Genomic DNA, 14,241 nt, shown 5'->3' with positions numbered 1-14,241 from the left:
TTCAGTGAAAATGTGTGGGGTTGGTTGCGGTGTACCTTATCGTCCCAGCGAGAATGAGATACCGATGCGGTCGTTGCCGATCGAAACGGTCCGTCCGTTGTAGCCACGGGATCGTGCCGAGCGGCGTCCACCACGGTATCCCGTTTGTGGAACCGGTGGCAGTGCCGGGCCAATCGACGGCGGGACGGGCGGAGTCACAGCGGGAATGTTCAGCGGACTTAGGTCTTCATCAAGATGGTGAATGGTCTGTTCCAAGCCACGCATCATCGCTTGAAGCCGTTGCATGTGGTACCCGTGTGGTGTGCGAGGACATTGGACCATGCGAGCGACCACAGTTTCCGTGTGGTGGAACAGTCGATCGATTTCCGCGACATCTTCTCGCATATGATCCATTTCGCACGGGAGATGAGAAATCCCATGGATGTGCGTCGCGAGGGTGTAAATTTCGTAGAGGTCCGTGTATGCATGTTGGAAGTGCGGTGAACTGCGGAAGTGATGGTACACTTCGCGACAGGCGGCGGCGGATTGACGTTGCAACTGACAGGCAAGTTGATCGATGTGCGGATCAACTTGAGCTTGAGCGGTGTTGCTCCAGGCTCCCGAAAACGCGGTGGCTGTCAGAATGGCAAACGTCGTGGCGATCGTCTTCATCGCAAATCTCCCTCAAGGTCTTGGCCCGCCGGAGCCGTCTTGTCATGATTGTTGAATAGGGTTTGTGTTCTCACACTCCCTTAATGAGCGAGTCTGCGGGCAGCCCGACACTTTTTGGAAAAAAGTTCCATTCGTTGGAACGGATTACAAGACGACACTTCCTCAGAAGATATTGACTGATGTCGAATTGGAAACTTCGCCTACAAAGCTTGTTGTACTATTGGCGAACGCACTTGGCGGTCTTGCTGGGTGTGTTGGCTGGGACGGCGGTAATCGGTGGTGCCTTGGTCGTGGGGGATTCCGTTCGCGGTTCGTTGGAAACCATGAGCCGTGAACGTCTCGGAAACATCGACTTTGCGTTGTCCTCTTATCGATTCTTTCGAGAAGACCTCGCCCCCCAGATTGCTTCGCAGCCGGAGTTCGCCAAGCGATTTCAGAATCAAGGAACAGATTCCGAATCCCCTAGCATTGCTCCGGCAATTGCGTTGGTTGGTGCGGTCGAGCGGGAACTCTCGACGGCCGATGAGAGCAACGAGCAATTCGCGCGAGCGGGGCAAGTCAATGTGTGGGGCATTGATGAGCGGTTCTGGAGTTTGACCAATCACGGCGATGCGTCGAGTCCGACCGATGATCAAGTTCTGCTCAGTGCACCACTTGCGAAACAGTTGGCGAGTTCGCACGACGGCAGCACGAAACCCATCAAACCGGGGGACTCGGTTCGACTCTGGATTGAATTACCGGCATCGATTCCGCGAGACTCTCTGCTCGGTGATCGTGAAGAACAAGCGTCCGTTGAATTGGACCTCACCGTCGCGGCGATTCTGCCGGAGGCGTCTGGTGTGGGCCGGTTGGAGTTGCGACCATCCCAGCAACTGCCCTTGAATGCGTTTATACCGCTCGACACGTTGCAGAAGGCATTGGGATTGGCCGCCTACGCGGAACGCAACCGACAGACCCAGCAGCGGATCGAGCATCCCGCCCGGGTCAACGCTTTGTTTACACAGGCAAAGTCATCGTCGATGGCTGAAAATTCGGAAGCCGTCACGGCGGCGGAATCGCTTGATTCGTTGCTTCGGAAATCGATGTCGTTCGACGATCTCGGATTGCGGGTTTCGGTCAACAAGGAGTACAACTATCTGTCGTTGGAAAGCGATCAGCAGATTCTTTCCAATCCCTTCGCCGAGACCGGGAAAGCCGTCGCCAAGGAACTCGGTTGGGCAACTTCGTCGGTGTTGATTTATGTCGCCAACGAATTGCGGAATTCGGACAGCAGCCAAGTGGTTTACCGCAGTCGGATTCGCAAAGACGACGGCACATACGAGGAGCAACAGGGGGAAGGATACAGCATGTATACGCTGGTAGCGGGCTTGCCGTTCCCGCAACCGGCACCGTTTGAGCCGTTTCCGTACCTCGGAGAAGAACCAAAATGGCCGCTCGCTGACGATGAAATTATTCTAAACGACTATCTTGCCGAAGACCTGAAAGTGTCCGTCGGTGATACAGTTGCAATGACGTATTACGTCGTTGGTTCGCACGTGGTTGATGCGGATGGCAACATTCCGGAAAAAACGAAGTCATTCCGTGTCGCGGCGATTGTCAAAGATGAAGGGGCCGCGGTCGATGGCGGTCTAGTTCCGGCTGTCAAAGGCGTGACCGATGCTCGCACGTTCGACGAGATTCAAGAACCGTTTCCGATGAAGCGGGAAATCATTACCGAACGCGACGAAAACTTTTGGGAAATGTACCCTGCGACACCGAAGGCGTTCTTGTCGTTGGCAGCCGCACAGGAGTTGTGGAACAGCCGTTACGGAAACGTGACATCGCTACGCATGACCCCCAAAGATTCCGATGCCCGCATGGATTTGGAAGCGGCGAAGGAAGAATTCGTCTCTGCATACCTGAAGAAATTTGATCCAGCAGACGCACAATTGACGTTCTTGCCGATCAAATATCGCAGCTTACAGGCCGCTAGCGGGACGACCGATTTCTCGGGGCTGTTTTTCGGTTTCAGTTTCTTCTTGATTCTCTCCGCGACGATTTTGATCGGTCTGTTATTTCGCTTGGGAGTCGATCAACGCGCGACGAACATCGGGTTGCTCACGGCGGTTGGTTTTTCGCCGCAACGAGTGCGTCGAGAGTTTCTCGGCGAAGGTTTGATCGTTGTCGGTTTGGGAGGATTGCTAGGGATACTCGCGGCGGTCGGCTACGCGGAGTTGATGGTCTACGGTCTGAAAACCTGGTGGTACGGGGCCATCGGGACGCGGTTTCTCGACGTCTACGTGAAACCGCTGAGTTTGCTGATCGGTTTTGCGATTGCGACGGGAATTGCATTGGCGACGATTTGGTGGTCACTGCGAAAACTCAATCGAATCTCAACCCGCGAGCTACTCGCTGGCGTGAGCGAGCCGACTCAGACAACCGAACAAGAACAATCGCAGGGAACGCGATCGTTCCGCATTGCCATCATCGGAGCCGGAATCTCGTTGGCCGTGCTGATTGCGGCCGTCCTCGGATTGGTCCCATCGTCGGAAGCGTTTATGGGCATCTCGTGGCAAGTTGTGGCGTTTTTTGTTGTCGGAATGATGATGCTCACTGCGAGCATTGCCTTTTTGAATTGGTACACGGGCGGCAATCGCGGTGTCTTTGTTCGTGGATCGGGTTGGACTGGTTCCGGCCGACTCGGCATTCGTAACGCATCTCGCAACCGGTCTCGAAGCAATCTAACAACCGCCTTAATTGCCTCGGCGACGTTCGTGATCGTGGCGATTGCCGCAGGCCATCGAAACCCGGCGACCGAAACCCCTGACAAGAACAGTGGCAACGGTGGGTTCACGTTGGTGGCCTCCACGTCCACCCCGATTCTGTACGACCTCAGCACGCCCGGTGGACGTGATGAAGTCGAGCTGCCAATCAGCGTCAATGAGGCTGTGTATCAAGATCAGCCCGCGAAACTGGAAGCCGCCCGTGACGACGCCGTTCGCAAGAACCATCTGCTCGATGAAATGACCGTGATGCCATTTCGCGTTCGACCGGGAGAGAATGCGAGTTGTTTGAACATCTATCAGACTCGGTTGCCAACGATTCTCGGCGTGCCGAATCGCATGATTGAACGCGGCGGATTCAAATTTATTGGTGCCGACCGGGAGAATCCATGGACATTGCTCGAAGAACCGCCGGAAGAGGTCACGCTGACAACCACCGATGGCCAACAACACACGGTTCCAGCGTACCCCGTCTTTGGGGACATGAACACGTTGCAGTACAGTCTGCACAAGGCCGTGGGAGATCTCATTCCCGTGCCGACTGAAGGCAATCCCACGCACGCACTCCGAATTGTTGGCATGTTCGACGGCAGCGTGTTTCAGGGGGTGTTGACGATGGCGGAATCGTACTTCACACAGTTGTATCCCGAGCAAGTTGGCTACGAGTATTTTCTCGTCGATGCTTCGCCGTCGGAGACCGCTGAACTTCGAAACCTGCTCGAATCACGATTGCACGACTACGGTTTCGACGCCGAACCCGTGGGGCAACGGTTGCAGAAGTTTTTGGAGGTGCAGAATACCTATCTATCAACATTCGAAGCCCTGGGTGGTTTGGGATTACTGCTTGGCACGTTGGGATTGGCTACCGTCATGCTGCGGAATGTGCTGGAGCGACGCGGCGAACTCGCGTTGCTGCGGAGCGTTGGCTTTGTGAAGTCACGGATCGCTTGGTTGGTTCTTTGCGAGAATGCGTTTTTGCTCGTGTGGGGATTGGCTTCCGGTACAATTTCCGCATTGGTGGCGATGGCTCCGCATTTGACCAGCACCGGAGCCGATGTCCCCTGGCCTGCGGTCGGTGTGATTCTGTTCGGCGTGTTCCTGGTCGGTATGGTGGCTGCGTTGATGGCGGTCATCGAAGCTGTTCGCACGCCGATCCTGGCGACTTTACGGTCCGAGTAACACACTGTTCGTCCCGGAAAGGCAGCGGAACGTTTACTGTTGAATCGCGGATTGGGTTGCTAAGATTCAGCTCTCAATTTGAATTCGCCTCAGGTGGAATGAATCGCCATGCCTGCGAACCTCACGCCGCAATATCACAAAGCCGAAGACGCATACCGCCGGGCCCAGTCGGCAGAAGAACGAGTTGCGTGTTTGCAGGAGATGATCAAACTCATCCCAAAGCACAAGGGGACAGATCATCTCCAAGCCGACTTGAAGACGCGTCTGAAGGAAGCCAAGCAAGACGTCGAAACCGAGAAGAAGGCTCCGAAGACTGGCCGCACGTTTCGGTTTCCTCGACAGGGCGCGGGGCAAGTTCTTGTGTTGGGGGCCCCGAATGCGGGGAAAAGTCGAGTGCTCGCAGAGCTGACGAACGCCGAACCGGAAGTCGCCAATTACCCCTACACCACTCACGAACCAATGCCCGGCATGATGCCTTGGCAAGACGCAACCGTGCAACTGATCGACACCCCGCCCACCACAGCGGATCATTTGGAGCCGTATGTGTTGAACCTGGTCCGAACTGCGGATCTTGTGGTGTTGTGTCTGGATGGTTCTTCAGACGATGCCCCCGACGAAACCGCGGAGTTACTCGAACAATTCCGTTCACGGAGTACGATGCTGGGCCGCGAAAATGGATTCGTCGATGACGATTTCAGTCTCGTGCAGGTGAAAACATTGGTGGTTGTCACCCGTGCGGGTTCCGATGGACTGGAGGAACGTCTGGAATACTTCCGCGAGATGGTGCCAACGCCCTTCGAGATTCAACGGGTGGAATTCGATCGAGAGGATTCGAGAGAAGAACTGCGCGATCGCGTTTTTCAGATGCTCGGAGTGATTCGCGTTTACACCAAAGCCCCCGGCAAACCGGCCGAGTACAAGGACCCGTTCACAATTCCTGTCGGTGGTACGGTCGAGGATCTGGCAGTGAAGGTGCACCGCGATTTGGCCGAGTCCCTGAAATTCGCAAAAGTGTGGGGCGAGAGTGCTCACGACGGGCAAAGCGTTGGCCGTGATCATCAACTGGCGGACCGTGATCTTGTCGAACTCCACGCTTAGACAGCAGTTCGGTCTTCGATGACCGCGGTGGAAACGAACACGCTGTTGTTTCCGGGTTTCCATAAGACGCAATCCGCTACAATCAACCGTTAACTGAACTAGACACCCAGAAGATTCTTCCCGTTATGCGACAACTCGCGACTTTCGAGCAATCCGAAGAAGCCCAACGGCTGACCGATTATCTTTTCGCCAGCGGTATGCGGGTGACGATCGAACGGGATGAAGACCGGTGGATGGTTTGGGTGATTGAAGAAGATGACTTGGATCGAGCCCGTGAAGAATTGACCGCGTTCCGGGAAAACCCGAACGATGAAAAATATCGCGCGGCTCGAGAAGTGGCCGACGAGTTGCGTGCGCGAGAACTCAAGGAAGCCAAAGCCGCCGCCAAACGCATGGTCAATGTGCGTGACCAATGGCAAAACCCCACCGCCGGCCGTTTGCCTGTAACGATTGGGCTCCTCATCGGAATTGCATTCGTGACGATCGTAACGCGGTCCGGGGAAGACGAGGGTGCGTTCTACCAGAAACTCACGATCGCCAGCTACCAAATCAGTAATTACTACATGTATTGGGATGGTCTAGCGGACGTCCGAAGTGGTGAGGTTTGGCGGCTAGTCACGCCCATTTTTCTACACGGTTCGATTTTCAGCATCCCCTTCCTGCACGCGTTATTCAACGCCTATTGGCTGTACTACTTTGGCGGGATGATGGAGTACCGTCGCGGGAGTTGGCGACTGCTGTTGTTCGTGATTGCCGCTGCGATTGGTTCGAATCTCGCTCAGTATTTTTGGAGCGGACCGCGATTCGGTGGGATGTCCGGCGTGAATTATGGACTCTTTGGCTATCTGTGGATGAAGACTCGTTACGCGCCGGACTCGGGGATTTATCTCGATCACAACACAATCGTGTTCTTTGTGGTCTTCTTTTTCTTGTGTCTCACTGGCATTCTTGGTCCGGTGGCGAATTTTGCGCACGGCGGGGGCTTGGTGATCGGGATGATTGTCGGCTACGCACCAAAGTTTTGGCGAGACTTACGGCGGTGACGAAACGCGATCAATGAGGAACGGTGAGTGATTCACCGTTGTCTCTCGGGCCGAGTTCAAGCAAAAACGGCGCGGCGGTGCGGCTCCACTGCTCGGCGTTGGGATAACTCCCCGCCGCCGATCCGAATGCACTGCGAAGCATGTCGGTGTCGATAATCCCAGGATTGAGCGGAATCGCTGCCAAGCCACTCGGGAGTTCCTGAGCGAGTGCTTTCGTCAGTCCTTCAATGGCGAACTTCGTGGCACAATATGGTGCGACTTCCGGCGAGGTCGATCGACCCCAACCGGAACTGAGATTCACAATTACACCCTCACCGCGTTGGTTCATTCGCGGGACGAAACCGCGAAGCACATTCGCCACGCCGACGATGTTGATGTTCACGATCTGCGAGAACTCATCCACCGTAATCTCCCACAATGGGGCACTACGGTTGATGATGGCAGCGTTGTTGATCAGCAAATCTGGCGGACCGTGCGAGTCGAGCACGGATTGACACCACTGTTGAACGCTTGCGTCATCGGTGACATCCACAGCGGCAAACGCGTGCGGCGATCCGTACTGTTCACGGAGTTCGGCCACAGCGGATTCGGAGCGACCGCAACCGACCACAGTTTGCCCTGATTCCACAAAGCGATCCACCAAATTCCGGCCCAACCCACGTGTTGCACCGGTGATGACAATCGTTCTCGACATCCTGCTGAGCCTTCTACGGTGGGAGTTTCCGACTACTTGGTAGGCACAATCTTGTAGATCGCATTGACCGATGTGGTCATGTAGAGTTCGCCGTCTTGATCCATTCCGAAGGACATGACCGGCAACTTGGATGCTTCGATCGGATGATTTCCGACGACTTGTTTCTTGCTAGCGTCGTAATCGAGAGCCCAAACCAAGCCCGAAACGTAATCGGCATATACATATTTGCCAACGAGTTCCGGAATCTTCGTGCCTCGGTACACTTCGCCGCCGGTAATCGACTTTCCGATGGAGTGGGGATACTCGAAGATGGGATCAATGTACTTCGACGCATCCGATTTCGATTCGGGCGGGAACGGATGGAGACCTTCACGCACATTCCAACCGTAGTTGCCTCCCGGAACGATGATGTTGATTTCTTCCCAAAGATTCTGACCGACATCGGCTGCCCAGAACATCTTGGTTTTTTCGTCGAACGACATCCGCCAAACGTTACGGAGTCCGTAGGCGTAAATTTCCGGACGGGCGCCAGGCCGACCGACGAACGGGTTGTCGGCAGGAACGGCGTACTTCTTGCCTTTAGCGGTTTTGTCGACATCGATTCGCAAAATCGCGCCAAGGAGCGTGCCCAAATTCTGCCCGTTGCCCTGTGGATCGTTCGCACTGCCGCCGTCACCGAGGGCAATGTAAAGGTAGCCATCCGGTCCGAAGACGATGGTTCCGCCGTTGTGATTCCAGAACGGTTGCTTCACTCGCAGAATCTCCTGCGAGAAGTTCGGGTCAGCCTTGTTGGGATCGTCTTTCGAGACTCGGCGACGGACAACCACAGACGTGTGCGGTGCGTCACTCGTCGTGTAGTAGAGGAAGAACTCGCCGTTCTTTTCGTAATTGGGATGGAAAGCCATGCCCAACAGGCCTTCTTCATTTTGCTTGTCCTTGTAGACAACGTCCTCGCGGATATCGAGGAATGTCTCCATTTCGTCGACGTCCGGTTGATTCGGGAAGACGCGGATTTGGCCCTTCTGTTCGACGACGAAAATTCGGTCGGAACCATCGTTCGCATGACTGACAAGAATCGGGCGATCGAACCGCAACTGGCGAAACACCCGCTGTGCTTTCGCGGGAACCGGTGAGGTGTCAACTTCAGCAGCGACAGCGGTCGCTGTCAGACACAAACAAGCAAGCAGCGTTTTCATAGGGGGAGTTCTCTTAATGGTCAAATCTTTGAAAAGTCAATTTTGGAAGAGTTCCGGCTTCAATTGGAACACGCCGATGGCATTTTTTCCAGGCTCGATGGTCACCGTCATGCGTCCGCGATCCCAAGTCTGTTCTTCACCGGCTTGCGTAGCGGATTTCACATAGCCGCAGGATTCCTGCCAAACGCGGAATGTCCATTCGCCCGGCGGCAATCCTTTGATCTCGAACTGCCCGTTGGCATCGGTGACGGCAACGAACGGGTGATCTTGCACAACAAGATACGCTGACATCCATGCATGAATCGGGCATGTGATCTTGATCGGCAACGGCTCGACATACGGCAAATTGTACGTGGTGTCCGCAGTCGATTTCGCGTTGACGACGGCATTGAGTGGGTCGTTGACGAAGGCGTTCACCAAAGCGGCGTGAGCGATCGGGTCGGAATTCTTGACGAGCAGTTTTTGAGTGGTCATCAACACAGAAATGTGGGGATTGAACCGACAATTCTTGTTATCGAAGACAACCTGTTTTGAATGCTCTGGAGCGGATTCGAATTTTGGTTTCTGTCCGCTGGATTTCGTGTCCAACCACAAAATGATGTTCTTGATGCCCCGAGTTTGGGGATCGACAATCAATTCTTCCGATTTCAGATTGTGGGGAGCACAGTATTCGATGTCTTTGTTGAGTTCGAGTTTCTCCCGGTTCGGTGCGGGCCCGTCGTAGAGGAATTGACCGGTCAAAGTTCCGGTTTCTTCCGCCACGAGAACACCGGGAAGCACAAAAAGGGAAAGTCCAAAAAGAAGCCGCAGCATAGGGGGCACTCACAATGGCCGGGATACGGAATAGCGATTGTTGATGGTTCGAAGCCGCTTGATCCTAGCAGAACTCGATGCGAATCTCGAATCAAACGAGCGACTTTCCAGACATGAAAAACCGGCGAAGAACGAAGTCCTTCGCCGGCTGCAATTCCACCGGATTGTTTGAACGTTTTTCGGCTGACTTAAGAAACAGCCGCTTCGGGGCCGGTCCGTTTTAGTATTCGCGGCGTTGTCTGGAAGACGCGATGCCCATGTTCTTGCGATATTTCGTAACGGTTCGCCGAGCGAGTTGGTAGCCCTCTTCTGCCAAGGCTTCGACTAACGCATCGTCGCTGAGCGGACTCTTCTTATCTTCGTTGTCGATAATGGCTTTAAGTTTCAGCCGAATGATGTCCCAGGCGACTTCCTCACCGTCGTCCGTCTGCGTACCGCCACCGAAAAAGCGTTTGAGCGGGAACAAACCACGCGGGGTTTGAATCCATTTGTCATCGACGGCTCGCGAAACCGTCGTCACGTGCACGCCAACTTGATCGGCGATTTGCTGCATCTTGAGCGGCTGAATCGCTTCCGGACCCTGCTCGAGAAATGCCGACTGGTAATCGACAATTGCCTGTGAGACTTTCCGAAGTGTGCCGTTCCGCTGCTCGATGGACTCAATCAGCCACTTCGCCGAGTCGATTTTTTTCTTGATGTATTCCTTGGTTTGTTGATCGGGATTGCTCCGCAGCATGTTGATGTATCGCTTGCTGATGCGGAGTTCCGGTGTGTATTCGTCAATCAACTTCACCGTCCAGTGACCGTTCGAATCCTGCTCCACAGACACATCCGGCGTGACACGCTGCACCGGTTGTTCCACGAAACCGCGGCCCGGGTATGGATCAACCACATGCCGCATTTCTTCAATGGCGGTTTTGATTGTGTCCAAGTCGTAGCCGGTTTTTCGCTGGATCACCGGCAGACGGTTTTGGCTGAGGTCTTCGAGGTGATCGTTGATCAGCGTCACAATCACATCACGATAAGGTGTTTCCGGTTGGATTTGCAGGAGCATACACTCCTTGAGATCCCGTGCTCCCACACCTGCGGGTTCCAATCGCTGGATCATCGCGAGTGCTTTTTCAGCGGTTTCCAGATCGATATTGAGCGGATAGACCTGCACGATCTCGGGCAGGCTGGATTGCAGACGACCATTGTGATCCAGATTTTGGATCAGGAACTCACCGAAGCTACGGACGTCGGGATCACAGGAGAAGAATCCGAATTGCTCGATCAAGTGGTCTTGCAGTGATTGCGGACGTGCGACCATGTTGCTCATCAGGTCGTGCTGGCGGTCCATCTCGTCGCCCATGCGATTCGATGACACACGACTGCCGGCGGAGACATTGTCTTCGGGCCAATCCTGACTGATATCGAGCAAGCGTTCGAAATCGGCTTCGTTGTTGTCGTCGGACACCATTTCTTTTTGGTCGGTGTCTTTGCCGTTCGCTTCCTCGCGAGCTTTATCGATTTCCTGCTGACGCTCGGAATCGGTGGTGTTCTCGCGGTCCTTGGTTCGAGCTTCCAGGCAAACGTTTTCTTCGAGTTCCTGGTCGATTCGTTCCTGTAACGCGATGACGGGAAGTTGCAGAATCTCCATTGACTGGATCATCCGCGGAGCCAACTTCATTTGTTGGCTCATTTTTTGAAATTGACCGACATTCAGTTGCATGGTGAATCCATGTCAAAATCAAGGTGGTGCCCGTTCGAAACCGCCCTGCTCCGATTTAGCACGAATTGAACTGTCATTGATAGATCAGAATCGAACGTGACGTCACGACAAATGTGATCGAGACGACAACCGAATTCAGCTTGTCCCGCGTAAGTTCTGCGATACCGATTAAAACCCCTGCCGACCCCGTAAGGCGTCGGCCAACATTTCTTTGTTCGCAAATTCCAAGACGCTCCCGGAGGCGATTCCGCGGGCGAGCCTTGTCATTTGCACGCCGTCGTCGGCCAATAAATTCGAAATAAAAAGTGCCGTTCCATCGCCTTCCAAAGTCGGATTAGTCGCCATCACCAACTCACCGATTCCGTCGTTTCGAATCCGTTGAACCAATGCCGCAATGGTGAGATCTTCCGGACCGACTCCCTCAAGCGGCGAAATTCGTCCACCGAGCACATGGTACAACCCGTGAAACGCACCAGTCGATTCCAACGCAACCACGTCTTTCGAGTGTTCCACAACACAAACGACATCGCGGTCACGCTTGGGATCTTGGCAAATTCGGCAAGTCTCGGCTTCTGTTAAATTAAAGCATACTGCACAAGGATGCACGGAGTTTTTTACTCGGAGAATTGCTTCCGCTAAAGCTCGAGCATCCTCGCCGGTACAACCCAACATGTAATGTGTCAGACGTTCCGCCGATTTCCGACCAATGCCGGGAAGGCGAGAAAACTGTTCGATTAATTCGCCAACAGCCGGGCCAAACGGATGTGCGGAACTTTCCATAGTAGTCAGACCAAAACCCGATTGAGAGAAGCCAAACTGGAATCGAAGGGGCTACTCGTCCTCGTCTTCCGGCATCGTTGGCGGAACAGAGGTCGGCCCGAGACCAAATTTGCCCATCATGTCTTGCATGCCGGGAATATCCATATTCGCGGTCAGCCCTTGCATCATCTCCGCTGCTTTTTCCCGCGACTTTTCGAGAGCCTGGTTGGTGGCAGCGAGGATCAAGTCCTCAAGCATTTCGGCGTCAGGGGTTTCGAGAAGTGTCGGATCGATTTTGACATTCAAGACTCGTTGTTGTCCGTCGGCCGACACATTCACCATCCCACCGCCGGCTACCCCTTCGACACGAACTTCCTTGAGTTGCTCCTGCACTTCGGCCGCTTTGCTTTGCATTTGCTGAGCTTGCCGCATGATTTCCGGAGCTTGCTTCATCAAAGAAGCGATGTCACCGAGCTTTCCAAACATGACCGTCCACCTTTATCTATGAATGACATACCCATCATTCGGGCAAGTCTTGCGATTCTTCACCATCTGGCTCGGAAAGGCCGCTAACTTCGGCTGCCGCTCCGCTGTTCAAATCGGGGATTGATGCGACTTCCGCAGCTTTCAAAGTCTGAACCTGCAAAACTTTAGCGTTGAAAACACTGAGAAGGTCTCGGACAAAAGGAATGTTCTCGACATCCTCCATCGATCGGCGTGGCCGGCTTTCGGCGACCGGCGCTTTTGGCTGGGGACTTGTCGACTCCGCCGGAGCCGCAATGCGGACCGCGACGGATTGCCCAGTCAATCGGCATGCCAAACGTTGAATTTCATCGAGATTCTTTTCACAAAACCTTCGACTAAAATCATAGCTTGTATCGAATGCCAATTCCAGACCGTTTGGCTCAAAAATTGCTAATGAAGCAGTTCTAAGGTGGCTTTGAAACCGAACATCTGATGTTTCAATGAGTTGCGTCAATAATTCCGGCTCGCAACCTTTTTTGATCTTGACTTTTGGGCGACTGGGGGGCGCGGTTTGATGGGGGATTTCCGGTTTTTGCTCAGTTTCTAGCTTTTTTTTTTCGGTTACTGGCGGTGGAGTTGGCGCTGAATTTGCGGAAGCGGGTCTCTCAGCTGTATCCTGAGATTTGATCCGGCGAGGCGACGGAATTGAGTCCGTCCGTTCATCTTTCGTCTGGATCGCATGCAACATGGCGTCGATCGAACGAAGGTCTTCCAATAAACTTATTCGGATGAGCGCCAGTTCTCCCAGCACGCGTCCGTAGTTCACGCGGTTCATTTGCGACCGCGCTTCCGTGAGGATTTGGAGGGCCGCAATAATCGTCGGCAACCCCCAGTCTTCGGCCTGGCGACGGAGAGTGTCGCGATGATTCTCACTGACGCTCATTAACGATGTGGTTTCCGCGCCAGTTGCAGTGAGCATCAGGTCACGGAGGTAGCGCAGCAGCTGGTCCGTCAATTCCGTCAGTTGCACACCGCTCGCGAGGGCGGCGTCGAACAATTGAACCAGGCTGGGACGATCACGGCTGACGAGGGCATCGACCAATGCCACCAAGCGGTCGTCGGTGGCCGTTCCCAGAAGCTGGTGGATATCGTCGGCGGTAATCGTATCTTCCGCGAACGCCAGGACCTGATCGAACAACGATTGACTGTCGCGCATCGAACCCCCAGCCCGTCGGGCCACGAGTTCTAACGCTTCCGGCGCGACCTCATACCCTTCGGCTGTCGCAATCTCGGCTAGGCGTTCCACAATGTTTTGCGTTTCAATCGATGCAAAATCGAACCGTTGGCATCGCGAGAGAATTGTGTCGAGCAGTTTCTCAGGCTCGGTTGTGCAGAAAACGAACTTCACCCCCGGCGGTGGTTCTTCCAGCGTTTTGAGCAACGCATTGAACGCATCCGTCGTGAGCATGTGAACTTCGTCGATGATGTAAACTTTGTACCGACTCCGCATCGACTTCACGTTGACATTCGCTCGAAGTTGGCGGATGTCGTCGATCCCACGGTTTGAGGCACCGTCGATTTCCAGCACATCGACATCGTTGCCGACCGAAATCGCTTGGCAGATGTCGCAGTTGTTGCACGGGACAGCATCGTTGACATTCGGGCAGTTCAGAGCCTTCGCGAGAATTCGTGCCATCGAGGTCTTGCCGACACCACGCGCACCCGTGAAGAGATAGGCATGGGCCACTCGTTCGTGTCGAATGGCGTTTTGCAGAGCCCGTGCCACATGTTGCTGACCGATGACTTCGTCGAATGTTTGCGGACGAAACCGACGGGCAAGCACAGTGTAGTGAGGCGAATTGGTATCCAT

General features: G+C 54.3%; 11 protein-coding genes. 3 read left to right on the top strand and 8 right to left on the bottom strand.

Going from position 1 to position 14,241, the window contains the following annotated elements; translation table 11 throughout:
- Positions 1–36 precede the first annotated feature (36 nt).
- Positions 37–651 carry a hypothetical protein gene (locus G6R38_RS03935; protein ID WP_166820355.1) on the bottom strand — a complete coding sequence of 205 codons (615 nt, stop codon included), beginning with the start codon at positions 649–651 and terminating at the stop codon, positions 37–39.
- A 179-nt stretch (positions 652–830) separates the two neighbouring features.
- Here G6R38_RS03935 and G6R38_RS03930 point away from each other — a divergent pair, with 179 nt between their 5' ends.
- The 3 genes from G6R38_RS03930 (at position 831) to G6R38_RS03920 (ending at position 6,733) form a co-directional block, all read left to right on the top strand.
- On the top strand, positions 831–4,592 hold the full coding sequence (locus tag G6R38_RS03930; protein ID WP_166820354.1) for an FtsX-like permease family protein: 3,762 nt from the start codon (positions 831–833) through the stop codon (positions 4,590–4,592).
- A 108-nt stretch (positions 4,593–4,700) separates the two neighbouring features.
- Positions 4,701–5,690: a GTPase gene (locus G6R38_RS03925; RefSeq protein WP_166820353.1), complete on the top strand. Its 990-nt coding sequence runs from the start codon at positions 4,701–4,703 to the stop codon at positions 5,688–5,690.
- 125 nt (positions 5,691–5,815) lie between these two features.
- A complete protein-coding gene (locus G6R38_RS03920) occupies positions 5,816–6,733 on the top strand; it encodes a rhomboid family intramembrane serine protease (RefSeq protein ID WP_166820352.1) in 918 nt (305 codons plus the stop codon).
- Positions 6,734–6,743: 10 nt separating this feature from the next.
- On the opposite strand, the gene G6R38_RS03915 is transcribed toward G6R38_RS03920, so the two are convergent.
- From G6R38_RS03915 to dnaX, 7 genes are all read right to left on the bottom strand, one after another.
- Positions 6,744–7,427 (bottom strand): SDR family oxidoreductase, encoded by a 684-nt coding sequence (locus G6R38_RS03915; RefSeq protein ID WP_166820351.1) that lies wholly within the window; start codon positions 7,425–7,427, stop codon positions 6,744–6,746.
- A 32-nt stretch (positions 7,428–7,459) separates the two neighbouring features.
- Positions 7,460–8,623 (bottom strand): PQQ-dependent sugar dehydrogenase, encoded by a 1,164-nt coding sequence (locus G6R38_RS03910; RefSeq protein WP_166820350.1) that lies wholly within the window; start codon positions 8,621–8,623, stop codon positions 7,460–7,462.
- Positions 8,624–8,659: 36 nt separating this feature from the next.
- Entirely contained in the window at positions 8,660–9,436 is a 777-nt protein-coding gene (locus G6R38_RS03905; protein WP_166820349.1) for a methylamine utilization protein, read from the bottom strand.
- 220 nt (positions 9,437–9,656) lie between these two features.
- The gene (gene rpoN, locus G6R38_RS03900) at positions 9,657–11,147 is read right to left on the bottom strand and encodes an RNA polymerase factor sigma-54 (protein WP_166820348.1); all 1,491 of its coding nucleotides are present in this window, start codon (positions 11,145–11,147) and stop codon (positions 9,657–9,659) included.
- A 168-nt stretch (positions 11,148–11,315) separates the two neighbouring features.
- On the bottom strand, positions 11,316–11,927 hold the full coding sequence (gene recR, locus G6R38_RS03895; protein WP_166820347.1) for a recombination mediator RecR: 612 nt from the start codon (positions 11,925–11,927) through the stop codon (positions 11,316–11,318).
- Between the two features lie 51 nt (positions 11,928–11,978).
- Positions 11,979–12,392: a YbaB/EbfC family nucleoid-associated protein gene (locus G6R38_RS03890; protein WP_166820346.1), complete on the bottom strand. Its 414-nt coding sequence runs from the start codon at positions 12,390–12,392 to the stop codon at positions 11,979–11,981.
- A gap of 34 nt (positions 12,393–12,426) precedes the next feature.
- Positions 12,427–14,241, bottom strand: a complete 1,815-nt coding sequence (gene dnaX, locus G6R38_RS03885) for a DNA polymerase III subunit gamma/tau (protein ID WP_166820345.1) — start codon at positions 14,239–14,241, stop codon at positions 12,427–12,429.

This window comes from Thalassoroseus pseudoceratinae (assembly GCF_011634775.1).
Classification (GTDB): domain Bacteria; phylum Planctomycetota; class Planctomycetia; order Planctomycetales; family Planctomycetaceae; genus Thalassoroseus; species Thalassoroseus pseudoceratinae.
This window is presented reverse-complemented; position numbering and strand designations above follow the sequence as displayed.

Coding starts and splice junctions, on each gene's coding strand:
- G6R38_RS03920 (WP_166820352.1), top strand. CDS start 5,816: ATGCGACAACTCGCGACTTTCGAGCAATCCGAAGAAGCCCAACGGCTG.
- rpoN (WP_166820348.1), bottom strand. CDS start 11,147: ATGCAACTGAATGTCGGTCAATTTCAAAAAATGAGCCAACAAATGAAG.
- recR (WP_166820347.1), bottom strand. CDS start 11,927: ATGGAAAGTTCCGCACATCCGTTTGGCCCGGCTGTTGGCGAATTAATC.
- G6R38_RS03930 (WP_166820354.1), top strand. CDS start 831: ATGTCGAATTGGAAACTTCGCCTACAAAGCTTGTTGTACTATTGGCGA.
- G6R38_RS03905 (WP_166820349.1), bottom strand. CDS start 9,436: ATGCTGCGGCTTCTTTTTGGACTTTCCCTTTTTGTGCTTCCCGGTGTT.
- G6R38_RS03935 (WP_166820355.1), bottom strand. CDS start 651: ATGAAGACGATCGCCACGACGTTTGCCATTCTGACAGCCACCGCGTTT.
- G6R38_RS03890 (WP_166820346.1), bottom strand. CDS start 12,392: ATGTTTGGAAAGCTCGGTGACATCGCTTCTTTGATGAAGCAAGCTCCG.
- dnaX (WP_166820345.1), bottom strand. CDS start 14,241: ATGGATACCAATTCGCCTCACTACACTGTGCTTGCCCGTCGGTTTCGT.
- G6R38_RS03910 (WP_166820350.1), bottom strand. CDS start 8,623: ATGAAAACGCTGCTTGCTTGTTTGTGTCTGACAGCGACCGCTGTCGCT.
- G6R38_RS03925 (WP_166820353.1), top strand. CDS start 4,701: ATGCCTGCGAACCTCACGCCGCAATATCACAAAGCCGAAGACGCATAC.
- G6R38_RS03915 (WP_166820351.1), bottom strand. CDS start 7,427: ATGTCGAGAACGATTGTCATCACCGGTGCAACACGTGGGTTGGGCCGG.